The following is a 25,138-nucleotide window of genomic DNA, read 5'->3' as shown; positions in this document are numbered from 1 at the left end:
TGTCCCGGTTCACGGCAGCGCCACCACCGCGGCTTCATACGGATGCCGCCGCGAGATCAATCCGCTGTAGAGAAACACATCGAGCAGGCGTTCATAGGATTCGGGCGAGATCGCCGGATCGGGGGTCCAGCAGCCCAGACGCTGATAGGCCGCCACCGTACTCGCGAGTACGGCCGGATCGATGGCGGGAAAGAAGCCCGCCGCGCGCAGCAGCGCGGCGATCTCGCCGGCCGGCGCCGCGATGGCCTGTTCGCGCGCGCGGCGGTAGGCGCGCATGAAGGCGCGCGCCATGTCGGTGCCGAGCCAGGCGCGGTTCGCGCACAGGCTGCTGAAGGCGACCGGACCCACGGCGTCGCCGACCGCGGCGACCACGCTGGCGACGCCCTCGTGTTCGAGCTGCTGCGGCACCGGCCCCTGCAGGTGGACATAGTCCCCGCTGCCGTTCCGGAACGCGCGCTCGATCGAATCCACATCGCCCGCGTCGATGACCTCCAGCGCACCGAAGTCGACACCCATCCGCCGCAGTCCGTAGCGGAGCATCGCGAGCGGCTGGAAGAAGTGGTCCACCAGCACCGTGCGGTGACGCAGGCGCTCCCAGGTGAAGTCCGGCTCGGGACGGCGCGCGGCGAGGAAGAATCCGTCGCGTTCGTTGATCTGCGCGAAGTGCACGACATCGACGCGCTCGCCGCGCTCGAGTGCGGCAAAGCTGGTCGCCACCGCCGACTGCGCCACCTGACAGCCGCCGTCGGCAAGGGCCTCCGCGACGGTCCGCCCGGGGGTCGCCGGGGCATACGTCGGCTCCAGCCCCTCCGCGCGCAGGTGCCCGCCCGCCATCGTCAGCAGGAACGGGCTATAGAAGGCGGAATGCCTGAGGGCCATCAGATGGATGCGCGTCACGTCGGAAACCCTGCTCCAAACTCTTGATCCGTCGGATTATGACAGCCCCGCCCCGGCCTGCAAACCGGACCCGCGCGGCGGGATCCTCGCAACCGGCATCTTTCCTTATAATGGACGGCAGGCCCGCGATGCCGCGCAACTTTGCCCCGGCCGGGAGGTCTCAGAAATCATGAAACACGCATCGACATTCGCCGGCCTGCTGTGCGCGATCCTGCTCGCGGGATGCGCCACCAACGTCCCGAAGGCCATCAAGGAGGAGCCGCCCGGCAATCCCATGGTCGCCGAGGTGCGCTCGGACACCCAGCGCTTCATCGGCACGCATGTGCGCTGGGGCGGCACGATCGCGACGCTGGACAATCAGGCGAGCGAGACCTGGGTCGAGATCGTCGCGCGCGAGCTCGACCGCTCCGGCCAGCCGCGCCTGACCGACCGCAGCGCCGGCCGCTTCATCGCCGTCATCGATGGCTTTCTCGACCCGGCGCTCTACGCCGAGGGGCGCGAGATCACCGTCTCGGGCGTGATCGAGGACGAAATCACGCGCAAGATCGGCGACTACGATTACACCTTCCCGCGCGTGCGGGTGAACGATTACCTGTTGTGGCCACAGCGCCTGGAACACGATCCGCGGGATTATCCCCCCTACTGGTACTATGATCCCTGGTACCGGTGGTACCCGTATTACTATCCCCCGCGTTACTATCACCATCCTCCGGCGAAATAACAGGAGAAAATACCGCATGCATCCCCTGACCCTGCCCATGCTGGCGGCCACGCTGCTCGGACTGGCGGCCTGCGCCACCACCCAGCGCTTCGACACGGCCCGCTACGATGCCAAGACGAATCCGGCCGAGGTCACCGAGAACCCGGAGTTCTACACCGACGCGGCCTTCCTCTGGGGCGGTGTGATCGTCAACAGCGTGAACACCCAGAACGGTACCCAGATCGAGGTGCTGGCCTATCCGCTCGATTCCTCCCAGCAGCCCGACACCGACCGCACGCCGGGCGGGCGCTTCCTCGTGACCGACGAGCGCTATCTGGAAACCCTGGATTACGCCCCCGGGCGCCTGTTGACCGTCGGCGGCTCCCTGACCGGGACCCGCGAGGGGCAGATCGGCGACGCGAGCTACGTCTATCCCGTCATCCGTCCCGACGGCCTGCGCCTGTGGCCGAAGGACAGCCAGCGCAACGATCCGCAGTTCCATATCGGCATCGGCGCCGTCTTCGGCCGCTGAGGCCTTTAATGGGGACGGCCTTAATGGGGACAGATTTATAAATCTGTCCCCGAGGACATCATTAGTATTGCCGTCCCACATGGATTAAAATCCCCACTACCTGACTCTGTCTTTGAGGGGAAACGATCCATATGAGCGAAAAGGTTGATGCCAAGCGACTCCGCGCCTCGGCGGTCGGAGAGGATCTCAGCGATCAGGAGTGCCAGATCCTGGCCGGGATCATGCAGGCCCGCCAGCTGCAGGACGGCGAGCGCCTCGTCGCCGAAGGCCAGGCGGACAACACCCTGTTCATCCTGATCGACGGCCGGCTCGCCGTGACGGGCAACGTGCTGGGGCAGGAGATCGTGGTCTACACCATGAAGGTCGGCGAGGTCGCCGGCACCCGCGCCTTCGTTGATCGTACGCCGCGCAAGGCCACCCTGCGCGCGGTCGGCCCCGCCATCGTCTACAGCATGAAGCCCGATGCCTTCGAATCCCTGCTCGACAAGCACCCGCACATCGTCTACGGCGTCATGCGCGCGCTGTTCCGCATCACCCACGCCAACCTGATGCGCATGAACCAGGAAAGCCAGGAACTCGTCAACTACGTCTCCAAGGTCCGCGGTCGCTACTGACCGCTGCAAGAGGGGACGGATTTCACAATCCGTCCCCGGATTCTGAATCCGGCGTCATATTCAAAACAGCCACACCACGAACCAAGCGGTCGGCGGTTCGAATCCTTCAGGGCGCGCCACATCTATAACTATTTGATTATTTACAAGACTTGTAAGCATCTGAGAGGATGGATCTGGGCACTTGATTCTAATAATCTCGATGAATGTAGCAATTCCAGTCATCCTCGCGTTATGTTCATTTTTTGTGGCGGGCTGTTCGCAATCTTTTTTGCAAATCCTAACAGGTGAAAACAAAACTGGGGCGAGTGAAGCGTGCCCAATGATTCTGACTACAACATATGATGAATTCAATCGTACGTTGAAGGCCTGCGAATCTAATCCAGCCTGCGAGGTTGTGCCCGATAGTCCATGCTACTGCCCACCAGGCCATCTGTGTTTTCTTCCTTGTGAAGGAGGTCTACCACCAAGATGTGTCGCAAAACAGTCGTTAGGTACTAGCCCATAACGGAATCGAGCGTTAAACAGATAGCGGGTGGTGGCCGAATGGAGTCGTCATGTAAGTTGCAACTGCAACTCCCAGTGCCCAGATTCATCCTCCAAAGCGCGCCACTAAGTCAAAGGTGACACTACCCGATACTGCCAATACCTACAAACGTAACTTTTTCCCCCAGTCTTGTGTCGTCTTCAAGAACCTGAATACTCCAGCCGATTGCTGAGTATGGTAAAAGGGCGCTTATGCTTGGCGAAGATTTGCATTGGGGATTCTACGCGACAGCCATAATAGATATGCGCCGATAACAACATCAACCGAGAAACAGAAAACGGGATACCAACCAGGAACGCCAATGTTTGTTAAAAATTGACTATGCGTCAAGTCATACAGCCCGTGAAATTTCCAGCATGCGCCGACCACTATTGCCGAATAACGGACGCTTATCAATGCGAAGACTAACCCAACTACGATAAACGGAACACCATAGATCATTTCTGTGAATCCCACCGCCGGATCACCGACGCGTAGAGCAAAGAATGCATACAAGCTTGGGAGAGTGAGTAGGCCTAACGAGTACAGCCAACGTTGTCCGCGTATCATCACGGCAAAGACTATCGTAAGTACACCCACCGCGACACCAAAGAGGGCCCCAATCAAGACTCTCTCCTTTCTTTAGACGAGTAATGGTCAATAGAGATAGAAAGTTATTCTTTATAACGTAGCAGCTTTACTGATAGTACGCATCGTCCAACAAAGACTCAGCGGACGTTGGCGTGCTCTGGCGAGCGTGAAGCGATGGGGGGCAGTTAACTTTCTGAATATTATTATTTAGTTGTCGGCCCTACGAACCAGGCGGTCGGAAGTTCGAATCTCTCCTTGGGCGCGTCATAAATTCATAGGTACACTACCCAAGCAAGCAAAGATCGCAAGACCTGCACCAACGTTGTGTTTACTACAGACCTGGGGACAGTTTGTGAAATTTGTCCCTTCATTTTTCCGAGGAACTATTCCTCCGGCGTGAACCCGGACTCCGTGCCGAGCACAGAGCGCAATTTCGCTGCGACTTCATCGAGCCTGCCGGCCCGATACTCCGCCGCGGGTATCCGGCCCCACACCGGCGCCGGCCAGGCGGGATCGTGGCGGTAGCGCACGATATGGTGGACGTGGAGCTGCGGCACCACGTTACCGAGCGCGGCGATGTTGAGTTTGTCGGGTCGAAAGACCTGCATCAGCGCCTTCGACAGCGCCACCGATTCCCGCATCAGCTGCATCTGGTCCTCGGCCGCGAGCTGGCAGATCTCGGTGATTTCCGCACGATCCGGCACCAGGATGCACCACGGGTAATTCGCATCCTTGCTCAACAGCAGGCGGCACAAGGGGAAGCGGCCGATCTCGACCGAGTCGGCCTGCAATTGCGGATGCAGTTCAGCCACGTCCGGTGCGTCCGCGGTTGCGGCGCCCGCCCGTCCCGGCCTCGGTTCGCGTCGCACGCGTTGACGAACCGCGCCGCCCCCGCGCTGCGCGCGGCTGCGGCGGCAGGCCGGTGTGCTGGGTCAGAAACGTCCCCTTTTTCGCGGTCGCCGGCGTGCGCCGCCCTTCCCCGCCCTCACCGGTGCCGGCCGGCTGCCAGGCCGGCACGAGATGGCGCTTGCCGTTGCCGATCAGATCGGCCCGGCCCATGCGCTTCAGGGCCTCGCGCAGCAGCGGCCAGTTGTCGGGATCGTGATAGCGCAGGAAGGCCTTGTGCAGGCGGCGCTGTTTCAGCCCGCGCGGTATCGGGACCGACTCGCTCTTGCGCGTCACCTTGCGCAGCGGGTTCTTGCCGCTGTGATACATCGCGGTCGCGGTCGCCATCGGCGACGGCAGGAAGGTCTGCACCTGGTCGGCGCGGAAACCGTTGTGCTTCAGCCACAGTGCGAGCTGCAGCATGTCCTCGTCCGTGGTGCCGGGATGCGCGGCGATGAAGTACGGGATCAGGTACTGCTCCTTGCCCGCCTCCTTCGAATACTTGTCGAACAGGGCCTTGAATCGGTCGTAGGCGCCCATGCCCGGCTTCATCATCTTCGACAGCGGGCCCTGCTCGGTGTGCTCGGGCGCGATCTTCAGATAGCCGCCCACATGGTGCGTCACGAGCTCCTTCACATAAGCCGGCGACTTCACCGCGAGGTCGTAGCGCAGACCGGAGGCGACCAGCACCTTTTTGACGCCAGGCAGCGCGCGCGCCTTGCGATAGAGCTGGATCAGCGCCGAGTGGTCGGTATTCAGATTGGAACAGATGTCCGGATACACGCACGACGGTCGCCGGCATGCCGACTCGATTTCAGGATCCTTGCAGGCGATGCGGTACATGTTCGCGGTCGGGCCGCCGAGATCCGAGATCACCCCGGTGAAACCGGGTACGGAGTCGCGGATGGCCTCGATCTCGCGCAGGATCGAACCCTCGGAGCGGTTCTGGATGATGCGGCCCTCATGCTCGGTGATGGAGCAGAAGGTGCAGCCGCCGAAACAGCCGCGCATGATGTTGACCGAGAAGCGGATCATCTCCCAGGCCGGGATGTTCTCCGCGCCGTAGGCCGGGTGCGGCCGGCGCGCATAGGGCAGGTCGAACACGCTGTCCAGTTCCGGCATGCTCAGCGGGATCGGCGGCGGGTTGATCCACACCTCGCGCGCGCCGTGGCGCTGGATCAGCGCGCGCGCGTTGCCCGGGTTGGTCTCCAGGTGCATCACGCGCGAGGCATGCGCGTACAGCACGGCATCGTCCTTCACCGCCTCGAAATCCGGCAGGCGAATCACGGTGCGCGCACGGTCGGCGCGCGGGATCTGGCGCTCGAAGCGCACGATCTTGGCGCCGTCCGCGGTCGTCGTCTGTTCGGCGCAGGCGGAACCTCCGGAACCGGCCGGGGCCTTCATCGCGTAGGGATCGGGATGCGCCTCTACCGCGCCCGGCGTGTCGAGATGGGAGGAATCGAGTTCGTACCAGCCGGCCGGCGCTTCCTTGCGCACGAAGGCGGTGCCGCGGATATCGGTCAGCGCGGACACCGGCTCGCGCGCGGCGAGGCGGTGAGCGATCTCGACCACCTGGCGCTCGGCGTTGCCGTACACCAGCAGGTCGGCCTTGGCGTCGAGCAGCACCGAGCGGCGCACCTGGTCCGACCAGTAGTCATAGTGGGCGATGCGGCGCAGGCTGGCCTCGATGCCGCCGATGAGGATCGGCACGTCGTTGAAGGCCTCGCGGCAACGCTGCGCGTAGACGATGACCGCGCGGTCCGGCCGCTTCCCCGCCGCGCCGCCGGGCGTGTAGGCGTCGTTGCTGCGGATGCGCCGGTCCGAGGTATAGCGGTTGACCATCGAATCCATGTTGCCGCCGGTGACACCGAAGAACAGGTTCGGTCGCCCCAGCGCGGCGAAGGCCTCGGCGCTGTGCCAGTCCGGTTGCGCGATGATGCCGACGCGGAAACCCTGCGCCTCCAGCGCGCGCCCGATCACCGCCATGCCGAAGCTGGGGTGATCGACATAGGCGTCGCCGGTGACCAGGATCACATCGCAGGAGTCCCAGCCGAGCGCCTCCATCTCGGCGCGCGACATCGGCAACATCGGCGCGACGCCGAAGCGCGCGGCCCAGTACTTGCGATAGGAGGAAAGCGGACGTGCGGTCTGCATCATGGCTGCCCGGGGATGACGCCGCCGCCCGGAACGCGGACTCAGGGTGAGCGGCCATTATACCCGAGAATCCGCGGTGAATCGCCGCGCATTTTGATTATCCACAAAGGAAGGATGCGATCATTCCGCGGGGGCTATATATCCGCCCCGTTCAGCGCCGCTCGTCCATATGCCGCAGCATCTGCTGATAGTAGCCGGATTCCACCCGCAGATCGGTATCACCGCCGCGGGCGGCGGCAAGGCAGGCGAGCAGATGATTGAGCCGGCGCGCCAGGCGACCTGACTCCTGCGGCTCCTGGGCCATGCGCAGCAGCGCGCGCACGTCATGGATCTCGCGCCGCAGCTGCAGCTCGGGCGGCAGATAGCCGGCATTCCTGAGCAGGCGATAGCCGGCGCGCAGTTCCTCCGGCACCAAGGTATCATCATCGAGATCGAGCGGCCGGCCGGCACCGGGCAGGTTAGCGAATTCACCCCGTTCCACCGCCTCCGCGATGCGCGCCTCGGCGATTTTGTCGATCAGCCACATGAGACGCGCCTCTGATCGGATCGCCGCCGCGAATGCCTCGAAGGACAGGCAAACTCACGCATAACGGACAAACAGGTAGGCGACCGTAGCCGCGACGGGGATCAATACGATTATCGCGACCAGGGTCTTCAGGAATCTTTTCCTTCTCCAGCCACGGAACAGTGCGAGTGCGATCAGTGGAGACCCATAGAGCGCTATCACCATGCAGATATACAGGATATAGCCGGCATGACTCATCGTCATGCGACCCTCACGCGCTGCATACCGGACATGGGTCCAGCCTTACTTTTGTCGTTGCTGTCCGCGGAATCCACGCTGGTACAGCAGCGCGGAGACGGTGATGATCACTGACGCGATCGTCGCATTGACCAGCGCCTGCCTGGCATAGGCCGGATCGGCCCCGAAACCTGAAAAAATGATGTCGTACAGCGCCACCGACAGCATCTGGCCGTTGCCGCCGGCGGTGTACGTGGGCGTGAACACCAGGGAGATTCCGAACACGCGGACGGGGATGCGGATCCATGCCGCCCGGATCTTCGCCGTCGTGAACCAGGTCACCGCCCAGACCGCCAGGGCGGCGATCACGTAGGGAACGAGGAGCAACCACATCAGTGGTGAAAAATCCGACGCCAGGGCGGCGGGCGATGCCAGCAAGACTGCCAACACCGGCACGCCCATCTTATTCATGCCGTCTTCTCTTCCGGCCGGAAGAACTCCCGAGCCCCTCCGCCGCCTTCTCCCGCCCCAGCGCGATCAGTTCCCGCGCGCGGTAGAATTCGAACAGGCGCGCCGAATCGCGCGGGATGGTAACAATGACATCCGGCGTGTAGGCCGCGAGCTTGAGGCGAGTGATGGTGTTCTGCATGGTCTCCATCGACAGGGTGATGATGTCGAAATAACTCCAGTCCGGCTCGCCCTCCTCCGGCAGGAACCGCTCCTGCAGTTCGTCGATGAAGGCCTGGATGCGCGCGCGATAGCTGTCGCCCGCGCCCGTCGCGGGCTCCGCGGCCGCGGCCGCGGGCGCCGGCGTGGCGTTCTCCGGCGGTCCGCTCAGATTCACCGCGATGGTGAGGTCGGTCGCATCGCGCAGGGTCGGGGCGATCGGCAGCGGATTGACCAGGCTGCCGTCGAGCAGGCGGCGTCCGTTGACCCGGTGGGGCGTGAACACCAGCGGCACGGCGATGGAGGCGCGGATGGCGTCGAACAGGGGTCCACGGCTCAGCCACACCTCCTTCTGTTCCTCCACGTCGGTGGCGACCGCGGTAAACGAGATCGGCAGGTCCTCGATGTCGCGCTCCCCGAGCAGCTCGCGCAGGGTGTCGATGATGCGCGCGCCCTTGAACAGGCCCGAGAATCCCAGGTTCGGATCGAGCAGGCGGAGCACGTCGCCCTTGTCGAGCGCCGTCACCCAGTGCCTGTAGGCGTCGAGCTTGCCGGCGGCGTAGATGCCGCCGACCAGCGCGCCCATCGACGAACCCGCGATAGAGCGGATCTCGAAGCCGTTTTCCGTCAGCCACTCGATCACGCCGATATGGGCGAGGCCGCGCGCCCCGCCGCCGCCCAGCACCAGTGAAACCGTCTTGCCCGTCTGCATGCGTCCTTCCGTCCTCCGACGGATCATCATGGTCTGGATGGGGACATGGCGCAAGCCAGCGCGAGGACGTGAACCGCCGGAGGCGCGCCCCGCCCAAGTCAGCCGCCGCCCGGGCGACTGGACCCGCCGACGTCCCGGGGCGTAATATCCTTCCAATTCCGTCAACTACCGGTGTTTTGCTACGCTACGCGCATACTAAAACCCATTGCGAGGAAAACATTCATGACCGGACCCCACAAGCACAACGATCCCGCCCATCAGCCCCGGCGCGACCGGATGTACGAGGAGCACGTGCAGGATCCCTATGTCGCGCGCGGCAAACCGCCGGAACCGGCGGCCTGCCCGGACTGCGGCGCGGTGTTCCACAAGGGACGCTGGCAATGGGGCGAGGCGCCCGGCAAGGCGCACGCGCATCGCTGCCCGGCCTGCCAGCGCATCCATGACCGCGTGCCGGCGGGCGAGCTGGTGCTGGAGGGTGAGTTCTTCGCCGCCCACCGCGACGAGATCACGCACCTGATCCGCCACATCGAGACGAAGGAAAAGGCCGAGCATCCGCTCGAGCGCATCATGGAGGCGCGCGACGACGGCGGCCGCCACGTCATCACCTTCACCAGCCAGCACATCACGCGCGGCGCGGGCGATGCGGTGCACCACGCCTACCAGGGCTCGCTCGATATCCGCGCATCCGAAAAAGACGGATTACTGCGCATTCACTGGCGGCGCTGAGGCGAACCGGCGGTTCCGCCCGGGCGTCACGCCTCCGCGCCGGTGCCGGCCGGAGGCGTGCGCCGCTCCCACATGTGCAGGGTTCCCAGCGCGCGATAACCAAGCCCGGCATACACGGCCGTGCCGAGCGGACTGGCCTGCAGCAGCGAGGTACCCACCGCCCCGCGTCCGCGCGCCTCCGGCACCGTGGCCACCCCGGACACCCCGCAATCGCCGCCCGCTATCGCGTGGGCAAGTACTGCGCCAACCGGTTCTCCGGCCAGTCGCGCGACATATCCCCGCCAGTCGCCCGATGGCCATCTGTTCAGCACCGCCTCGAATGCCGGCGGCGGAAAACCAAAGGCGCGATCGTTGATCCGGCCGATCACGCCGGGATCGCTCGTCTCCGACCAATCGAGATCGCCGGCCTCCGCGAGATCCAGGTCGTTCAGATAGGCCGCCATCGCGACAGGTCTCGAGTCGATCCGATGTCCCCGCGCGGCGAGGAACCCGGCTGCGCCGGCCTCGTTCTCGTCCAGCCAGACGGTCCATGCCCGCACACCCGCCGCCGCATAGGCGTGCTCCAGTTCCTGATAATGGGTAGCCAGGGCGTCGGGATACTCGGGGGCCACCCAGTTGAAGGCGGAACGATCCGGCGTGGCGGGAACGATGGCTGCGACAATCCCGGGCAGATTCAGCAGGCGGCCGTCAGGCGAAGACGCGGCGAAAAGGCGACATTCCTCGCGCAGCAGTTCGCAGACGCGCAGATACAGCGGATCCCTGCCCATTCTCTCCTCCCCTGAACCGCTACGGCGGGTTCTCTATGTTGGCGCGCGCGTCTCCTTCAGACAAGGGCGATCGGTCATGGCGCCAAGCCAGCGCGCGAGAGCAGGATACTGCCGGCGCCAGTCGTGCGCGTAACGCATGTCGATGTACTCGAGCGCTACGGCAAGCGCGATATCGGCGATACTGAAGCGCGCGCCAACCAGCGGCGTGCCGTCGGTGACGTGCGCCTCGGCAAACCTCAGCGCGCCCGCGACCTTGCCTTCCTGCTTCACGAGCACGGCCGGATCCTGCAGTTCCGGCGTCCGCCGCGTCTCCATCAGTCGCGTTACCACCGCATCCAGAACACCCTGCCCGAGCGCGTGCCACCGTTGCGCGCGGAAACGTTCCTCGCCGATCGGCGGTATCAGCGGCGCGCCCCGCAGTCCGTCCAGGTAGTCGATGATCACCGGCGAGTCGAACAAGGCCTCGCCGTCGTCGCGCAACAGTACCGGCACCTTGCCGAGCGGATTCAGCCGCGGCACGTTGCCGGCGGCATCCGTGGGGGCCTCGATGACGAATTCATGCGCGATGCCCTTCTCGTTCAGGAAGGCGCGCACCTTGCGCACATAGGGTGATGTCAGCGTGCCGTACAGTTTCATGATTGCGATACCCTCCTCATCCTGGCCTCATAGAAGCACTATACCCGAGCGATTTGCTAGGGTATAACTCATTGAAATATAGAAATTATTTGTTGACTCCACGCCCGCGCCCGCTTATAAATGTATCCAATATACATTTTTAAGGCCGGCACGGAAATCCTGCGGCCATTTCTGTTTCACAACAACCGACATACCCAAGGGAGGAGAAAAAAATGGCTCAATCACTCTACGATCAACTCGGCGGAGAACCGGCGGTCAATGCGGCGGTGGACATCTTCTATCGCAAGATGCTGTCCGACGATCGCGTCAGCCGCTTTTTCGAAGGCGTCGACATGGACCGGCAGGCCGGCAAGCAGAAGGCCTTCCTGACCATGGTCTTCGGCGGTCCCAACAAGTACACCGGCAAGGACATGTACGAGGGCCACAAGCACCTGATCAAGATGGGCCTGAACGACAGCCATGTCGATGCGGTCATCGAGAACCTGGGCTCCACGCTGAAGGAACTCGGCGTCAAGGATGAATTGATTGCCCAGGTGGCCGCGCTCGCCAACAGCGTGCGCGATGATGTGCTCGGCCGCGGTCACTGACCGATCCGCGCAAACGCCGCCTGCCAGGGACAGGTAGGCGGGCGTCGCTGTTTTTCTTGGACAAACTATAGTCACCGCACCGATGCCGACTCTGATCTTCGAACAGCAAACCTATCAACGCAATCCCGAAGAAACCGTCCTCGACTGTCTGTTGCGGCACGGCGTGGCCGTGCCGCACTCCTGCAAGAGCGGCGTGTGCCAGTCCTGCCTGATGCGCGCTGTCAGACGCCCCGCCCGCCGCGGCGCAAAACGGGCCTAAAGGACAGGCTCAGACAACAGGGCTATTTCCTCGCCTGCGTCTGCAGGCCCGAACAGGATTTCGCGGCGACGCTGAGCGGTCCGGAGCTCATCCGCGTGCCCGCGCGCGTCATCTCGGTAGCGAAACTCTCGCGCAGGATCGCCCAGGTCAGGCTCGAACCCGGCGATGCCATCGAGTACCGCGCCGGCCAGTTCCTCAATCTGTCGCGCGGCGACGGCCTGACGCGCTCCTACTCCATCGCCAGCCTTCCCCACACCGACGATTTCATCGAATTGCACGTGGCGCGCGTCGACCAGGGTCGCATGAGCAGCTGGATCCATGACGAACTCCAGGCCGGCGACGACATCGTGCTCAGCACGCCACGCGGCGAGTGTTACTACCAGGCGGGAAATCCCGACCAGCCCCTGCTGCTGATCGGTACGGGAAGCGGGCTGGCGCCGCTGTACGGCGTCCTGCGTGACGCCCTCTATCATGGACATCGCGGCACGATCTGGCTGTATCACGGCAGCCAGGACCCGGACGGTCTGTACCTGGGCGAGGAACTGCGCGCGCTCGAGCGCGCACACGACAATTTCAACTATGTGCCCTGTCCTGACGCAACGCCCGGGGAAGAGGCCTGCCGCCGCAGTTCGCGCACGAAGCCGCCCTGACCCGGCATCCGGAACTGAAGGGCTGGCGGATCTTCCTGTGCGGTCATCCCGAGATGGTGAAGCAGACAAAGATGAAGAGCTATCTCGCGGGCGCCGCGCTGACGGACATCCACGCCGACCCGTTCCTCCTCGTCGCCCGTTGAGGGCGCGAGGAAATCACCGAAAAAAACGGCCGGACCCGGGCATCCCCGGATCCGGCCGCGCTACTGCCCTACAATGCCACGCCCTTACTTGGACTTCTTCGTGGCGGGCTTAACGGCGGTCTTTGCCTTGGCCTTCAGCTTCGTCAACTCACTCTTGGCGGAATTAAGTTCACCCTTCAACCGTTCCACCTGACTCGCGGCCTCGTCACGCTCGGCCTGAATCGACTGCACCTGCGACTGCAACTGCGCCACCTCGCTCTCCCGCGCCGCGAGAGTGCTGTTGGCCTGAGAGAGCTGCTGTTCCAGGGTTGCCACCTGGTTACGCAACTGTTCGCGTTCCTTTGCACCACACCCCGACAAAAGACCAATGACAACCACAGCGGTCGCCGCTGCGACAGCCATCCGTTTCATATGTACTCCTTGATTGGAAATGCTGGGAAATACCCGAGATAAGAACCACTGCCCAAATGTACCTGGACAGCGCGCGCCTATTATACGCAGGCGCAAACGCGCTTCAATCGGGGGCATCGGCCCGCGCCACGGAACATCACCCTTCCGCAGCGTCCTCCCATACACTCCTCGGGTGCGCGGGCGACTCGCCGCCACGCCCGCAGCCTACCGCAACAATTTGTCGCATTGCCATGTTTTATATGAATTTATCCTCGACATAAACGGCTGCCTGCCTGCGGGACTTGTATGGAAAGACAGCACTGCCGACACCCGCCGCGCTGGTACCGACGCAGTGGGTGGCGATCCTGCAGAAACGGCTGCGGCAATTCGGGATGACGGAGCTGAACGAGGAAGAGTCCGCGGCGGTGCCGGCGTCTCTGGGCGCGGCGCCGCGCGCGCTGATCACCGGTTCCCGGCCCGGGGATGTGCTCCGCGGGCCGGGGATCGGGAACGGCGCGGCGGATCAGGCGCTCGGTTTCTTGCAGGTGTTGATCCCGAGCATCGAATAGGGAGGACACCAGCCCAAGATCGCGGTGGCGATCAGCACCGCTCCAATCGCTCCCCACCAGCTCTGGTACACCAGACCGGCACCTGCAATAGCGAGACCGGCGATCAGGCGCACGGCCCGGTCGATTCCACCCACGTTCTTGGTCATGACTGTTTCCTCCTTGCCAGAATATTCAAATTACCGGAACTGCGATGCACCAAGGATGGAATAGAAAAGCGCCACCCTCGCTGCCCGTGACTAATATACCTTCCCGCCGCCGTCCCGGCACGCGAGTTGCCGCAGTCTGCGGTCAGCACAAGGCCTTCAGGCTGTCGCAGAACTCGGTTTGCCAATCGGGGGCGCACCGCCCTGATCGATCATACCTCCCGCCTACCCCCCCGTTCTCCCGGACTATAGCCCAGGTCCCGCCACGCCCCAATGCCCCGCCCCGGCCGACTGTGACCAATTACAATCGCGCGGAACCTTGATGTACCATGTGTCCCCGACTTCTCCCCGGTCCGCGCCCGTGAACGATCCGCAATTTTTCGCCTCCGCACCGAAAAACCTCGAGGCCTTGCTGGCCGAGGAACTGCGCGGGCTCGGGATCGGCTCGGCCGTCGAAGGTCGCGGCGGGGCGAGTTTCAGCGGCACCCTCGCCGACGCCTACCGCGCCTGCCTGTGGTCGCGCCTGGCCAACCGCATCCTGCTGCCGCTGGCGCGCTTCCCGGCACCGACGCCCGAGGCCCTGTACGAGGGCGTGCAGGGCATTCCCTGGCACGAGCACTTCGACCTCGGCCAAACCTTCGCAATCGACATCATGACCGCCCAGGCGGCCATCAGCCACAGCCATTACGCCGCGCTGAAGGTGAAGGACGCCATCGCCGACCAGTTCCGGGCGCGCACCGGCGAGCGCCCGTCGGTGCGGACCGAGCGCCCGGATCTGCAGATCAACGTCTACCTGCGGCGCGACGAGGCGGTGGTGAGCCTGGATCTCAGCGGGGAATCGCTGCACCGGCGCGGATACCGCACGGCCGGGGCGGCGGCGCCGCTGAAGGAGAACCTGGCCGCCGCGATCCTGTTGCGCGCGGGCTGGGGCGACATCGCGCGCGCGGGCGGCGCCTTCGTGGATCCGCTGTGCGGCTCCGGCACGCTGGTGATCGAGGCCGCCCTGATCGCGGCGGACATCGCACCCGGGTCGCGGCGCGACTACTGGGGTTTCCAGGCCTGGCGGCAGCATGACGCCGGGATCTGGCGCGAGTTGCTGGACGAGGCGGCCGGGCGCCGAGCGCGCGGCCTCCCGCAGCTGCCACCGATTCACGGCAGCGATCTCGATGTACGCGCGGTGCGCGATGCCCACGCCAACGTCGAACGGGCCGGCCTCGACGGACACGTCCACATCGGGAAACACGCGCTGGCGGACTGCACACCCCCCGCCACGGGCGCGAACGGTCTGCTGGCGACCAATCCGCCCTACGGCCAGCGCATCGGCGACGCCGAAGCGCTGCCCGCCCTGTATGCCCTGCTCGGTCGCGTCATGAAGGAGCGCTTCCAAGGCTGGCGCGCCGCCGTGCTCACCGCCGATCCCGAACTGTGCCGCGGCTTCGGCCTGCGCGTGCGACGCATGCACACGCTCTACAACGGCGCGATCGAATGCCGCCTGATGCATTACGAACTCACGCCCGAATGGTTCCACGCCGAGAACGCCGGGCCGGAATCAGGACCGCGTCCGCTGCCGGCGGCCGAGCGCGGCGAGGGGGCGCAGATGTTCGCCAACCGCCTGCTCAAGAACCTGCGCCATCTGCGTTCCTGGCTCAGGCGCGAGGACATCCACGCCTATCGCCTGTACGACGCGGACCTGCCGGAGTACGCGCTTGCGGTCGACGTCTATCAGGGCGAGAAGCTCTGGGTCCACGCCCAGGAATACCGCGCACCGGCCACGGTGGACGAGCGCCGGGCGCGGTTGCGCCTGCGCGAGGCGCTCGGCGTGATCCTGGAGGTGCTGGAGATCCCGCGGGAACAGCTGTACTTCAAGGTACGGCAGCGGCAAAAGGGTGCGGCGCAATACGAGAAGCTGGCGGAGAAGCGCGCCTTCCACGAGATCCGCGAAGGCGGCCTGCGCTTCCTGGTCAACTTCGAGGATTACCTGGACACCGGGCTGTTCCTCGACCATCGCCCCACGCGCACGCTGCTGCGGCAGCTCGCGCCCGGCCGCGCCTTCCTCAACCTGTTCGCCTACACCGGCGCCGCCAGCGTCTATGCCGCGGCCGGCGGCGCCGCCTCGACCGTGACGGTGGACATGTCGAACACCTATCTGGACTGGGCGCGCCGGAACATGATGCTGAACGGCTTCACCGGCGCCGCGCATGAATTCATCCAGGCGGACTGCCTGGAGTGGCTGACGCGGACGGCGGGGAAACGGCGCTTCGATCTGATCTTCCTCGATCCGCCGAGCTTCTCCACCTCCAAGCGCATGGAAGGAACGCTGGACGTGCAGCGCGATCATGTCGCGCTGATCCGCAGCGCCGTCGATCTGCTGAATCCCGGCGGGCTGCTGGTCTTCTCCACCAACCTGCGCCGGTTCAAGCTGGACCGGGACGGGCTGGCCGCGCTCGGCCTGCAGGCGGAGGACCTCTCGCGCGCCACCTTACCCAAGGATTTCGCGCGCGACCCCAGGATCCATCACTGCTGGAAGATCAGCGCGCCGGACGGGCCGCCCGCCGGTCCCGGCGCCGGCGAAACCGCCTGGGAACGCGCCGTCAGGAAGACACGCGGCGGCGCAGGGTCCACTCGGTAAGCAGTTCGCCCGGGGCGATGATGACGCGGTTGCGGCCGCTGCGCTTGGCCTGGTAGAGCGCCTGATCGGCGCACTCGAACAGGGTGACCGCGGTCGGGCAGAAGAACTCCTCGTCGACCGCGCGATAGGTCACCACGCCGATGCTGAGGGTCACCCGTCCCGTGGTCGGCGAAAGGGGATGCGGCAGGGACTTCTCCCACAACTGGCGCCGCATCGTCTCGGCCAGGGTCGCGGCCTCGGCCGCATCGACGCCGGCCATCACCACGACGAACTCCTCTCCGCCGTAGCGCGCCACCCGGTCGCCGCCGCGCTGGAAGCAATCCTGGAGTTCCCGCGCGACGTCGCGCAGGCAGTCGTCACCCTGGCTGTGACCGAAGTGGTCGTTATAGAGCTTGAAGTGGTCCACATCGCACACCAGCACCGACAGCGGCTGCCGGCTGCGGCAGGCGCGCCGCATCTCCTCGTCGAGGATGCGATCCAGATAGCGGCGGTTGAACAGGCCGGTCAGGGGGTCGGTGAGCGCGCTCTCATTGAGCATTTCATTCGCGGCCCGCAGTTCCTCGTTGGTCCGCCGCAGGGCGGCCTCGAGCTGTTTGCGCTCCGAGATATCCTGGATCATGACGGTCAGGCAGCGCGCACCGCCGGCGCTGAACTCGCTGATCGAGAGCCGGACCGGAAACGGCATCCCGTCCTTGTGCCGCGCGATCACTTCCTGGCTGGAGCCGTCGAACCCGCCGCTGCCGGAGACGAAATAATCCTGGCCATCCTCCGGCGCCGGCACCAGCAGCGAGACATGCCGCCCGATCATCTCCGCGGGCCCATAGCCGAACAGGCGGCCGGTGGCGGGGTTCACCGTTTCGATGGCGCCGTCGGCGTCGGTGGCCAGGATCGCGTCGCTCACGCTCTCGAACACGGAACGGAGGCGCTGTTCCTTTTCCAGTATCGTGCGTTCGCCGCGCGTGATGCGGTCGAACATCCGGTTGATCTGGCGTTTGAGCTGCACCATCTCGCCGTAGCCCCGCACCGGCAGGCGCACGCCGCGGTCGCCGCGGGAAAAGGCCGCCACCGCGGCGCCGATGCGCAAGGCCGGCTGCGTCACCAGCAGGGTCAGCACCAGCACCAGGACACCGCCCCCGACCAGCGCCTGCAAACCGATCAGGATGCTCTGGCCCAGCAACTGGCGATTGGACTGGTCCAGGTGGTGGCGCAGATTGAGACGGTAGAACACGAACCCGCAGCGATCGACATGCAGCGTGTGCGCCACCCCCGGGCCGCACACCCGGTTGTAACCGTCGATGACCTCGCTCCCGGCCTGATACTCCACCTGCGCCGCCTCGCGCATGGCCGCGCTGCCCGCCCGCTGCGGGTCGAGCCGCAGGTCGCTCTGCATCCAGTGGCGGCCGATATCGCTGACGCGGTTGGAGGCGACGACGATGCCGTCGGCGTCGGTTACCAGCAGCGCCTTGAGGTCCTGCTCCGAGCTGAAATTGGCGAGGAACGTCGCGAGTTCCTCGTACAAGCCGGGCACGAGATACTGCTCGGCGACACCCTGCACCAGGGTCATACGGTCGCGCACCTTGTCCAGGCCGGACTCCACGATGCGATCATGGGCGAGCGTCCGGCTGGTCAGATAGGCCAACCCGAGAGAGAGGCTGATGAAGACCACCGTCAGCAGCGGAACCAGCAGGCGGATGTTCAACAAGCGCTTCATCGGACCTCGCCCCGCACGAAACCGGCGTTGAACAGCCCACGCGTCTCCGGCGGCGCACGCAACAGCCCGGCGGCGGTCATCACCCGCCCCAGATGCTGCGCCGTCCCCTGGAGTGTCGCCGCATCCCCGTCCAGCAGGGCGACGTTCTGTGCTCGCGACGGAAGACGCAGGCCCTGCAACGATGCCAGCACTTCCTCCGGCGTCGTCTTCAAGCGCTCCGCGAAGACATGCGCCGCGCCGTTCCGGTCCTGATCCAGCATCCCCAGCGCGCGGAACCAGCCGTCGATCAGCAGCTGAACCTGCGCGGGATGACGCTTGATGAAATCCTCGTGCACGACCAGCACGTCGACAATCTCATCGGGCAGTTCCCGGCTGGTGAAGATCTCGTGCGCGCCGGCGTTGAGCAACCGCGTGCGCACCGGCTCAAAGGTGACGACCGCATCGACGTCCCCGCCCAGATAGGCCTTTTCGTGACTGTTGACGTCGACCGAGCGGACCTCGATATCGTCGAGACGAAGGCCGCCCAGTTCCAGCGCGCGCGTCAGCATGAAGGCGCCGAGCGCGCTGCTTTCGACGCCGACACGATGCCCCCGGAGTCCGGCCATGTCGCGGATGCCGGGCCGGGCGAGCACGACGTCCGCGCCGTCGGAGATGTCGTGCACCAGCACGACCTGCACCGGTATGCCATCCTCGCGCAGCCGCATGACCTCGTCGAGGGTGAGCGAGGCGGCCTCGATCGAGCGGTTCCGGAACGCGCGCAGCACCTCGGTCGCGGACGGGTATTCGACCAGGCGTATCCGCTCATCCGGCCAGTAGCCCAGCTTGCGCGCCAGGAACAGCGGTTCATAGCCGGGCCAGACGTTCATCCCGAGCCGCAGGGTGGCGGCCGGATCGTTCCGCGCACAACCCCCGGCCAAGGCGAGCGCGATCAGCGCCCAGACGGCAAGCAGGCCGGGGCGGCGGGGCCGGGGAGAGGGAGTGTGCTGGAAGATCGGGTCCACAGAAGAAGCGCGCATTCCGACGAATCGTGTTTCTGTATCGGAAGGTTGGGAAAAAAACTGTGGCGGGACGGATGGCGAACCGCGCACCCCGCCTGGACGCTCCCGGCACGGGGGATGCACCACCATGGAACACCCCCCGCGGACCGGAGGCGCCCGGCGCGTGACCGCGCGGCTACTGATTGCGCATGTGATCGGCGAGCTGGCTCAGGGCACGGAACAGGTGATCGCTGAGGGTGGCATCGATCCCCGCCTCGGCCAGGGCCTGCGCCATGCACAGCAGCCAGGCGTCACGCTCCTCTTCCCCGATCGGGAACGGCAGATGGCGCGCGCGCAGACGCGGATGGCCGTATTGCTCGATGTACAGCGGCGGCCCTCCCAGCCAGCCGGAAAGAAACTTGAACAGCTTGTCGCGCGAGGATTGCAGGTCCCCCGGATGCAGGGCGCGTATCGCGCGCGCCTGCGGCAGCTGGTCCATCAATTCGTAGAAGCGGTCGACCAGACGGCGCACGCCGTCTTCACCGCCCAGGGCCGCATAGGCCGATGATTCCATCCCGTTCCTCCCTCGCACTTCGTAACGCCACACCGCGCGGGTAACGGGAACTCCGCCGCCGCTCCGATTGACCCCGCTGTCGCGCTTGGCCAGAATAGCACCCTCCGGAGACGCCCCGGAAGCATGCGCACCACGACCCACGGCACCAAGGAGCATTGTCATGAAGCTGTATTTCAAACCGGGCGCCTGCTCGATGGCCCCGCACATCGCCCTGCGCGAGGCGGGCTATGTCTTCGACCAGGAGAAGGTGGATCTCGCCCGGCACCAGACCGCCTCCGGCGAGGACTTCCTGCGCATCAACCCCAAGGGTTACGTGCCCGCGCTGCGTCTCGATGACGGCTCGATCCTCACCGAGTGCAGCGTCATGCTCCAGTACATCGCCGACCACATGCCGGCGTCCGGCCTGGCGCCGAAGGCCGGCACCCTGGAACGCTACCGCCTGATGGAATGGCTTAACTTCCTCGCCACCGAGGTGCACAAGCCCTTCAGCCCGTTCTTCAACCCGAAGGCCCCGCAGGAAATCAAGGATTACAATCTGCGCCTGCTGATGCGCCGGCTGGAATTCCTCGCCGGCCATATCAATGGCCGCCAGTACCTGATGGACGACCGCTTCACCGTGGCGGACATCTACCTGTTCACGTTGCTCAACTGGTGCAATCTGCACGGTGTCGACCTGGCCCAGTGGCCGGCGCTCAAGGACTACATGACCCGCATCGCCGCGCGTCCGTCCGTGCGCGAGACCATGAAGGCGGAAGGGCTGATCAACTAAACCTGGACTTACCCGGAGCTGCCCGGGGACAGGCTCTCGATGGCTTGGGGACAGATTTGAAATCTGTCCCCATTCCCCCAATGAAATGATACGGGGACGGACTTAAGTCCGTCCCCATTCAAATTCAGTCGTGCGCGTAGCTGCGGATGATATAGCCGCCCGACTTCTCGTCGTGCTCGAGCTCGAGCAGCTTGCGCGCCTGCGCCTCCTCCAGCAGCTTGCCGAAGGTGCCGAAGCCGTGATAGGTCTCATTGAAGCCGGGCTTGCGCCGCTTCAGCGCCTGCTTGACCATCGAGCCCCACACCTTGTCCTCCTCGCCGCGCTCCGCGAACAGGTCGGCGACGGTCTCCAGCACCAGGTCCAGCGCCGCCTGCTTCTTGTCTTCCTGCACGCCTTCCTCGGTCTTCTTCGCCTTGGGCTGCGCGCTGCGGCGGCGCGCCCTGGCCTGCTTCTCGGCCCCGCGCACCAGGTCGTCGTAGAAGATGAACTCGTCGCAGTTGGAGATCAGCAGGTCGGAGGTGGACTTCTTCACACCGACGCCGATCACCACCTTGTTGTTCTCGCGCAACTTGCTCACCAGCGGTGAGAAATCGGAGTCGCCGCTGATGATCACGAAGGTATCGACGTGTTCCTTGGTGTAGCAGAGGTCGAGCGCGTCCACCACCATGCGGATGTCGGCGGAGTTCTTGCCGGACTGCCGCACATGCGGGATCTCGATCAACTCGAAGGCCGCCTCGTGCATCGACTTCTTGAATTCCTTGTAGCGTTCCCAGTCGCAGTACGCCTTCTTCACCACGATGCTGCCCTTCAGCAGCAGGCGCTCCAGCACCTTCTGGATGTCGAAGGCGGCGTAGCGGGCGTCCTGCACGCCGAGCGCGACGTTCTCGAAATCGCAGAACAGCGCCATGTTCTCCGTCTTGGTCTTCCCGTTCATACCCCTCCCGTTGCGGCCCTGCATGGCCTGAAAAAACCCGTCCATGATACCCCGACAGGCAGCGCCCGACACCCCGCCGCGGCCCCGATTTCCCCGTCGCGGCGTCCCCGCGTCCGCTGCGAATGGAAAAAAATCCGCGCCCGGCGCCAAAATTCCGTATAATGGCGTCCGTGCCGCGCGGCAAGGTTCGCGCCTCCAGTAACGCCGATTGCGAACCCCACCACCCGCCGCAAATCGCACCCGACCCGATCCGGACCCGTGCGTCCGGGGGCCATTCCAGCAGGAGAATCCATGTCATTCGATACCCTCGGCCTGTCGGCCGCAGTGTTGCGCGCCGTCACCGAACAGGGCTATACCGAGCCCACACCGATCCAGCGCCAGGCCATCCCCGTGATCCTCGCCGGGCGCGACATTCTCGCCGGCGCCCAGACCGGCACCGGCAAGACCGCCGGCTTCACGCTGCCCCTGCTCCACCTGATGAGCGCGCGCGCGCCGGGGGCCGGACGGCGCCAGGTGCGGGCTCTGATCCTGACCCCGACGCGGGAACTCGCGGCGCAGGTCGGCGAGAGCGTCGCCGCCTACGGCCGCCACCTGCCGCTGAAGTCCGCCGTGATCTTCGGCGGCGTCGGCATCAACCCGCAGATCGCCGCGCTGCGCCGCGGCGTCGACATCCTGATCGCCACGCCGGGGCGCCTGCTCGACCACGTCGCGCAGAAAAACGTGGACCTGTCCCGCATCGAGTTCCTGGTGCTGGACGAGGCGGACCGCATGCTCGACATGGGGTTCATCCACGACATCCGCCGCATCCTGGCCCTGCTGCCGAAACAGCGCCAGAACCTGCTGTTCTCGGCCACCTTCCCGGACGAGATCAAGAAGCTGGCGGATTCGCTGTTGCACGACCCCGCCCTGATCGAAGTGGCGCGCCGCAACACCGCGGCCGAGACCGTGACCCAGACCATCCATCCCGTCGACCGGGTGCGCAAGCGCGAGCTGCTGTCCTTCCTGATCGGTTCGCGCAACTGGCGCCAGGTGCTGGTGTTCACCCGCACCAAGCACGGCGCCGACCGCCTCGCGCGCCAGCTCGAGAGCGACGGCATCAGCTGCGCGGCCATCCACGGCAACAAGAGCCAGGGCGCGCGCACGCGGGCGCTGGCGGACTTCAAGCAGGGCACGGTGCGGGTCCTGGTGGCGACCGACATCGCAGCGCGCGGTCTCGACATCGACCAGCTGCCGCACGTGGTGAACTTCGAACTGCCGAACGTGCCGGAAGACTATGTCCATCGCATCGGCCGCACCGGTCGCGCCGGCAACGAGGGCGCGGCGATCTCGCTGGTGTGCGTGGATGAACTCAAACTGCTGCAGGACATCGAACGCGTGATCAAGCGCGCCATCCCGCGCGAGGTCATCGCCGGCTATGAGCCGGACCCGTCGATCCGGCCGGAACCGATCGTGAACGGCCGCAGCGCGCACGGCGGCGGACGCTCGCAGCCGGGACGCGGCGGCGGCCCCGGCCAGCGCCCCGGCCGCCCTGGCCACGGCAAACCATCCGGCGGCCGGCACCACCACGCGCAGACATCGCACCGCCAGGGCGCGGGCCGCCCCCAGCACCAGGGCTCCCGCCGCAGCGGAAACCGCGACGGGGCGTAAGCGCTCCCAAGAGGGGACAGACTTAAGTCTGTCCCCGTTGCGTCAGACTCAAAGACGGTGGGCGGCGCCAGCACTCAGCGCAAGCCGTGACTTGAAACCGGGGACAGATTGTAAAATCTGTCCCCTTTTGTACCTGCCCCTTTCACACCATGCCCGGGCTGCTCAGGTAATCCTCGTAGCATGTAGGGATCGGGGGCGGATTTCTAATCCGTCCCCGTATTCTCACCGCCTTGGCATGTCGCCCGGATAAAGCGTAGCGGCATCCGGGATGACTCAGTCTTGTCCCTTTCACACCACGCCCTGGCTGCGCAGGTAATCCTCATAGTTTCCGTTGAAGGTGGCCACGCCGCGCGGGGTGGCCAGTTCGACGACGCGGGTCGCCAGCGAGGAGACGAACTCGCGGTCGTGGCTGACGAAGATCAGCGTGCCGGGGTAGTGTTCGAGCGCGGTATTGAGCGACTCGATCGATTCCATGTCGAGGTGGTTGGTCGGCTCGTCCATGATCAGCACGTTGGACCGCTGCAGCATCAGCTTGCCGAACAGCATGCGGCCCTGCTCGCCGCCCGACAGCACGCGCACCGGCTTGTCGATCTCGTCGGCCGCGAACAGCAGCCGGCCCAGGGTGGCGCGGATCGCCTGGTCGTCGATGCCTGGCCGCTTCCACTGGCTCATCCACTCGAACAGCGACAGGTCCGCGGTGAAATCCGCCGAATGGTCCTGGGCGAAGTAGCCGATGACGGCGTTCTCCGACCACTTGATCTCGCCTGCGTCCGGCGCGTGCTCGCCGAGCAGGCAGCGCAGCAGCGTGGTCTTGCCGCTGCCGTTGGGCCCGATCACCGCGACGCGCTCGCCGGCCTCCACCAGCAGGTCCAGCCCGGTGAACAGCGGCGGCCCGTCGAAGCCCTTGGCGAGCCCCTTCAACTCCAGCGCCACGCGGTGGATCTTCTTGTCCTGGTCGAAGCGGATGAACGGATTGACCCGGCTCGAGGGCTTGACCTCGTCCAGCTTGATCTTCTCGATCTGGCGCGCGCGCGAAGTGGCCTGCTTGGCCTTGGAGGCGTTGGCGGAGAAGCGGGCGACGAAGGTCTGCAGCTCGGCGATCTGCGCCTTCTTTTTCGCATTGTCGCTCAGCAGGCGCTCGCGCGCCTGGGTGGCGGCGGTCATGTACTCGTCGTAGTTGCCCGGATAGACGCGCAGCTCGCCGTAATCGAGATCGGCCATATGCGTGCAGACGCGATTCAGGAAGTGGCGGTCGTGCGAGATGATGACCATGGTGCTGCTGCGCTCGATCAGCACGTTCTCCAGCCAGCGGATGGTGTTGATGTCCAGGTTGTTGGTCGGCTCGTCGAGCAGCAGGATCTCGGGATCGGCGAACAGCGCCTGCGCCAGCAGCACGCGCAGCTTCCAGCCCGGCGCCACGGCGCTCATCAGGCCGGTGTGCTGTTCCAGCGGGATGCCGACGCCCAGCAGCAGCTCCCCGGCGCGCGCCTCCGCGGTGTAACCGTCCAGCTCGGCGAATTCGACCTCCAGCTCGGCGGCGCGCAGGCCGTCGGCCTCGTCCATCTCCGGTTTGGCATAGATCGCGTCGCGCTCGCGCTTCACCGCCCACAGGCGCGCATGGCCCATGATGACGGTATCCAGCACGGTGTGCTGCTCGAAGGCGAACTGGTCCTGGCGCAGCTTGCCGATGCGCTCGCCGGTATCGACGCTGACGTTGCCGGCGCTCGGCTCGAGGTCGCGGCCGAGGATCTTCATCAGGGTCGATTTGCCGCAGCCGTTCGCGCCGATCAGGCCGTAACGGTTGCCGTGGCCGAACTTGACCGAGACATTTTCGAACAGGGGCTTCGCCCCGAACTGCATCGTGAGGTTGGCGGTAGCCAGCAAGACACGCTCCCTATACACGTCATCCCCGCGCAGGCGGGGATCCAGGATTTGTCGATCCTGATCAGACTGGATTCCCGCCTGCGCGGGAATGACGAGTTAATCGGATTTCCGCAGGATAAATGGTAAA

The 25,138-nt window shown here is 65.2% G+C and carries 25 protein-coding genes and 1 pseudogene; 10 read left to right on the top strand and 16 right to left on the bottom strand.

The genetic code is table 11. The features are described from left to right. Positions 1 to 9: 9 nt before the first annotated feature. Positions 10 to 897: an ABC transporter substrate-binding protein gene (locus IPM20_01170; GenBank protein MBK9130243.1), complete on the bottom strand. Its 888-nt coding sequence runs from the start codon at positions 895 to 897 to the stop codon at positions 10 to 12. Between the two features lie 169 nt (positions 898 to 1,066). Between IPM20_01170 and IPM20_01165 the strand changes: the two genes are divergently transcribed. The 3 genes from IPM20_01165 to IPM20_01155 all read left to right on the top strand — a co-directional run bounded on the left by IPM20_01165 (position 1,067) and on the right by IPM20_01155 (position 2,743). After that, positions 1,067 to 1,618, top strand: a complete 552-nt coding sequence (locus IPM20_01165; GenBank protein ID MBK9130242.1) for a Slp family lipoprotein — start codon at positions 1,067 to 1,069, stop codon at positions 1,616 to 1,618. 16 nt (positions 1,619 to 1,634) lie between these two features. Further along, positions 1,635 to 2,129 carry a Slp family lipoprotein gene (locus IPM20_01160; GenBank protein ID MBK9130241.1) on the top strand — a complete coding sequence of 165 codons (495 nt, stop codon included), beginning with the start codon at positions 1,635 to 1,637 and terminating at the stop codon, positions 2,127 to 2,129. Positions 2,130 to 2,260: 131 nt separating this feature from the next. Beyond that, positions 2,261 to 2,743, top strand: coding sequence for a cyclic nucleotide-binding domain-containing protein (locus IPM20_01155; protein MBK9130240.1), 483 nt, complete (start codon positions 2,261 to 2,263; stop codon positions 2,741 to 2,743). Between the two features lie 1,497 nt (positions 2,744 to 4,240). On the opposite strand, the gene IPM20_01150 is transcribed toward IPM20_01155, so the two are convergent. The 6 genes from IPM20_01150 to IPM20_01125 all read right to left on the bottom strand — a co-directional run bounded on the left by IPM20_01150 (position 4,241) and on the right by IPM20_01125 (position 9,016). Next, the gene (locus IPM20_01150) at positions 4,241 to 4,669 is read right to left on the bottom strand and encodes an HIT domain-containing protein (protein MBK9130239.1); all 429 of its coding nucleotides are present in this window, start codon (positions 4,667 to 4,669) and stop codon (positions 4,241 to 4,243) included. After that, complete coding sequence (locus tag IPM20_01145) at positions 4,662 to 6,896, bottom strand: YgiQ family radical SAM protein (protein MBK9130238.1); 2,235 nt, start codon at positions 6,894 to 6,896, stop codon at positions 4,662 to 4,664. Before IPM20_01145 ends, IPM20_01150 begins: the two co-directional genes overlap by 8 nt. A 151-nt stretch (positions 6,897 to 7,047) precedes the next feature. Next, positions 7,048 to 7,422 (bottom strand): DUF1992 domain-containing protein, encoded by a 375-nt coding sequence (locus tag IPM20_01140; GenBank protein ID MBK9130237.1) that lies wholly within the window; start codon positions 7,420 to 7,422, stop codon positions 7,048 to 7,050. Positions 7,423 to 7,476: 54 nt separating this feature from the next. Beyond that, positions 7,477 to 7,665, bottom strand: a complete 189-nt coding sequence (locus IPM20_01135) for a hypothetical protein (protein ID MBK9130236.1) — start codon at positions 7,663 to 7,665, stop codon at positions 7,477 to 7,479. A gap of 39 nt (positions 7,666 to 7,704) precedes the next feature. Beyond that, positions 7,705 to 8,100 (bottom strand): hypothetical protein, encoded by a 396-nt coding sequence (locus IPM20_01130; protein ID MBK9130235.1) that lies wholly within the window; start codon positions 8,098 to 8,100, stop codon positions 7,705 to 7,707. Between the two features lies 1 nt (position 8,101). Continuing rightward, positions 8,102 to 9,016 (bottom strand): patatin-like phospholipase family protein, encoded by a 915-nt coding sequence (locus IPM20_01125; GenBank protein ID MBK9130234.1) that lies wholly within the window; start codon positions 9,014 to 9,016, stop codon positions 8,102 to 8,104. Between the two features lie 222 nt (positions 9,017 to 9,238). Between IPM20_01125 and IPM20_01120 the strand changes: the two genes are divergently transcribed. Next, entirely contained in the window at positions 9,239 to 9,742 is a 504-nt protein-coding gene (locus tag IPM20_01120) for an ATPase (GenBank protein ID MBK9130233.1), read from the top strand. Between the two features lie 26 nt (positions 9,743 to 9,768). Here IPM20_01120 and IPM20_01115 read toward each other — a convergent pair whose 3' ends face one another. Continuing rightward, positions 9,769 to 10,509, bottom strand: coding sequence for a GNAT family N-acetyltransferase (locus tag IPM20_01115; GenBank protein ID MBK9130232.1), 741 nt, complete (start codon positions 10,507 to 10,509; stop codon positions 9,769 to 9,771). A gap of 33 nt (positions 10,510 to 10,542) precedes the next feature. Further along, positions 10,543 to 11,145 (bottom strand): glutathione S-transferase N-terminal domain-containing protein, encoded by a 603-nt coding sequence (locus tag IPM20_01110; GenBank protein MBK9130231.1) that lies wholly within the window; start codon positions 11,143 to 11,145, stop codon positions 10,543 to 10,545. Between the two features lie 212 nt (positions 11,146 to 11,357). On the opposite strand from IPM20_01110, the gene IPM20_01105 reads away from it, so the two are divergent. Further along, on the top strand, positions 11,358 to 11,732 hold the full coding sequence (locus tag IPM20_01105; protein ID MBK9130230.1) for a group 1 truncated hemoglobin: 375 nt from the start codon (positions 11,358 to 11,360) through the stop codon (positions 11,730 to 11,732). 82 nt (positions 11,733 to 11,814) lie between these two features. After that, a pseudogene (locus IPM20_01100) lies at positions 11,815 to 12,784 on the top strand (2Fe-2S iron-sulfur cluster binding domain-containing protein). An 84-nt stretch (positions 12,785 to 12,868) separates the two neighbouring features. Here IPM20_01100 and IPM20_01095 read toward each other — a convergent pair. Further along, positions 12,869 to 13,195, bottom strand: a complete 327-nt coding sequence (locus IPM20_01095) for a hypothetical protein (protein MBK9130229.1) — start codon at positions 13,193 to 13,195, stop codon at positions 12,869 to 12,871. Positions 13,196 to 13,476: 281 nt separating this feature from the next. Between IPM20_01095 and IPM20_01090 the strand changes: the two genes are divergently transcribed. Continuing rightward, a complete protein-coding gene (locus IPM20_01090) occupies positions 13,477 to 13,743 on the top strand; it encodes a hypothetical protein (GenBank protein MBK9130228.1) in 267 nt (88 codons plus the stop codon). On the opposite strand, the gene IPM20_01085 is transcribed toward IPM20_01090, so the two are convergent. Then, positions 13,698 to 13,889, bottom strand: coding sequence for a DUF2892 domain-containing protein (locus IPM20_01085; protein MBK9130227.1), 192 nt, complete (start codon positions 13,887 to 13,889; stop codon positions 13,698 to 13,700). The genes IPM20_01090 and IPM20_01085 overlap by 46 nt on opposite strands. Positions 13,890 to 14,208: 319 nt before the next feature. On the opposite strand from IPM20_01085, the gene rlmKL reads away from it, so the two are divergent. After that, a complete protein-coding gene (gene rlmKL / locus IPM20_01080; protein MBK9130226.1) occupies positions 14,209 to 16,515 on the top strand; it encodes a bifunctional 23S rRNA (guanine(2069)-N(7))-methyltransferase RlmK/23S rRNA (guanine(2445)-N(2))-methyltransferase RlmL in 2,307 nt (768 codons plus the stop codon). Here rlmKL and IPM20_01075 read toward each other — a convergent pair. The 3 genes from IPM20_01075 to IPM20_01065 form a co-directional block, all read right to left on the bottom strand. After that, complete coding sequence (locus IPM20_01075; protein ID MBK9130225.1) at positions 16,478 to 18,226, bottom strand: diguanylate cyclase; 1,749 nt, start codon at positions 18,224 to 18,226, stop codon at positions 16,478 to 16,480. The genes rlmKL and IPM20_01075 overlap by 38 nt on opposite strands. Beyond that, positions 18,223 to 19,242, bottom strand: coding sequence for an ABC transporter substrate-binding protein (locus tag IPM20_01070; GenBank protein MBK9130224.1), 1,020 nt, complete (start codon positions 19,240 to 19,242; stop codon positions 18,223 to 18,225). The genes IPM20_01075 and IPM20_01070 overlap by 4 nt, the downstream gene beginning before the upstream one ends. 157 nt (positions 19,243 to 19,399) lie before the next feature. Beyond that, positions 19,400 to 19,777: a group II truncated hemoglobin gene (locus IPM20_01065; GenBank protein MBK9130223.1), complete on the bottom strand. Its 378-nt coding sequence runs from the start codon at positions 19,775 to 19,777 to the stop codon at positions 19,400 to 19,402. Between the two features lie 160 nt (positions 19,778 to 19,937). Between IPM20_01065 and gstA the strand changes: the two genes are divergently transcribed. Then, on the top strand, positions 19,938 to 20,546 hold the full coding sequence (gene gstA / locus IPM20_01060) for a glutathione transferase GstA (GenBank protein ID MBK9130222.1): 609 nt from the start codon (positions 19,938 to 19,940) through the stop codon (positions 20,544 to 20,546). Between the two features lie 124 nt (positions 20,547 to 20,670). Here the strand turns inward: gstA and IPM20_01055 are convergent, their stop codons facing one another. After that, the gene (locus tag IPM20_01055; GenBank protein ID MBK9130221.1) at positions 20,671 to 21,480 is read right to left on the bottom strand and encodes an NYN domain-containing protein; all 810 of its coding nucleotides are present in this window, start codon (positions 21,478 to 21,480) and stop codon (positions 20,671 to 20,673) included. 291 nt (positions 21,481 to 21,771) lie between these two features. On the opposite strand from IPM20_01055, the gene IPM20_01050 reads away from it, so the two are divergent. Then, positions 21,772 to 23,127, top strand: a complete 1,356-nt coding sequence (locus IPM20_01050) for a DEAD/DEAH box helicase (protein MBK9130220.1) — start codon at positions 21,772 to 21,774, stop codon at positions 23,125 to 23,127. Positions 23,128 to 23,415: 288 nt separating this feature from the next. Here IPM20_01050 and IPM20_01045 read toward each other — a convergent pair whose 3' ends face one another. After that, on the bottom strand, positions 23,416 to 25,011 hold the full coding sequence (locus IPM20_01045; GenBank protein ID MBK9130219.1) for an ABC-F family ATPase: 1,596 nt from the start codon (positions 25,009 to 25,011) through the stop codon (positions 23,416 to 23,418). Positions 25,012 to 25,138: the final 127 nt, after the last annotated feature.

The sequence above is a fragment of the Gammaproteobacteria bacterium genome (assembly GCA_016716465.1).
Taxonomy (GTDB): Bacteria; Pseudomonadota; Gammaproteobacteria; order SZUA-140; family SZUA-140; genus JADJWH01.
The sequence above is the reverse complement of the archived record's forward strand: the minus strand, read 5'-3'. Positions and strand labels throughout refer to the sequence as shown.

Coding starts and splice junctions, on each gene's coding strand:
- IPM20_01165 (MBK9130242.1), top strand. CDS start 1,067: ATGAAACACGCATCGACATTCGCCGGCCTGCTGTGCGCGATCCTGCTC.
- IPM20_01160 (MBK9130241.1), top strand. CDS start 1,635: ATGCATCCCCTGACCCTGCCCATGCTGGCGGCCACGCTGCTCGGACTG.
- IPM20_01155 (MBK9130240.1), top strand. CDS start 2,261: ATGAGCGAAAAGGTTGATGCCAAGCGACTCCGCGCCTCGGCGGTCGGA.
- IPM20_01145 (MBK9130238.1), bottom strand. CDS start 6,896: ATGCAGACCGCACGTCCGCTTTCCTCCTATCGCAAGTACTGGGCCGCG.
- IPM20_01140 (MBK9130237.1), bottom strand. CDS start 7,422: ATGTGGCTGATCGACAAAATCGCCGAGGCGCGCATCGCGGAGGCGGTG.
- IPM20_01135 (MBK9130236.1), bottom strand. CDS start 7,665: ATGACGATGAGTCATGCCGGCTATATCCTGTATATCTGCATGGTGATA.
- IPM20_01130 (MBK9130235.1), bottom strand. CDS start 8,100: ATGGGCGTGCCGGTGTTGGCAGTCTTGCTGGCATCGCCCGCCGCCCTG.
- IPM20_01125 (MBK9130234.1), bottom strand. CDS start 9,016: ATGCAGACGGGCAAGACGGTTTCACTGGTGCTGGGCGGCGGCGGGGCG.
- IPM20_01120 (MBK9130233.1), top strand. CDS start 9,239: ATGACCGGACCCCACAAGCACAACGATCCCGCCCATCAGCCCCGGCGC.
- IPM20_01115 (MBK9130232.1), bottom strand. CDS start 10,509: ATGGGCAGGGATCCGCTGTATCTGCGCGTCTGCGAACTGCTGCGCGAG.
- IPM20_01110 (MBK9130231.1), bottom strand. CDS start 11,145: ATGAAACTGTACGGCACGCTGACATCACCCTATGTGCGCAAGGTGCGC.
- IPM20_01105 (MBK9130230.1), top strand. CDS start 11,358: ATGGCTCAATCACTCTACGATCAACTCGGCGGAGAACCGGCGGTCAAT.
- IPM20_01095 (MBK9130229.1), bottom strand. CDS start 13,195: ATGAAACGGATGGCTGTCGCAGCGGCGACCGCTGTGGTTGTCATTGGT.
- IPM20_01085 (MBK9130227.1), bottom strand. CDS start 13,889: ATGACCAAGAACGTGGGTGGAATCGACCGGGCCGTGCGCCTGATCGCC.
- rlmKL (MBK9130226.1), top strand. CDS start 14,209: ATGTACCATGTGTCCCCGACTTCTCCCCGGTCCGCGCCCGTGAACGAT.
- IPM20_01075 (MBK9130225.1), bottom strand. CDS start 18,226: ATGAAGCGCTTGTTGAACATCCGCCTGCTGGTTCCGCTGCTGACGGTG.
- IPM20_01070 (MBK9130224.1), bottom strand. CDS start 19,242: ATGCGCGCTTCTTCTGTGGACCCGATCTTCCAGCACACTCCCTCTCCC.
- IPM20_01065 (MBK9130223.1), bottom strand. CDS start 19,777: ATGGAATCATCGGCCTATGCGGCCCTGGGCGGTGAAGACGGCGTGCGC.
- gstA (MBK9130222.1), top strand. CDS start 19,938: ATGAAGCTGTATTTCAAACCGGGCGCCTGCTCGATGGCCCCGCACATC.
- IPM20_01055 (MBK9130221.1), bottom strand. CDS start 21,480: ATGAACGGGAAGACCAAGACGGAGAACATGGCGCTGTTCTGCGATTTC.
- IPM20_01050 (MBK9130220.1), top strand. CDS start 21,772: ATGTCATTCGATACCCTCGGCCTGTCGGCCGCAGTGTTGCGCGCCGTC.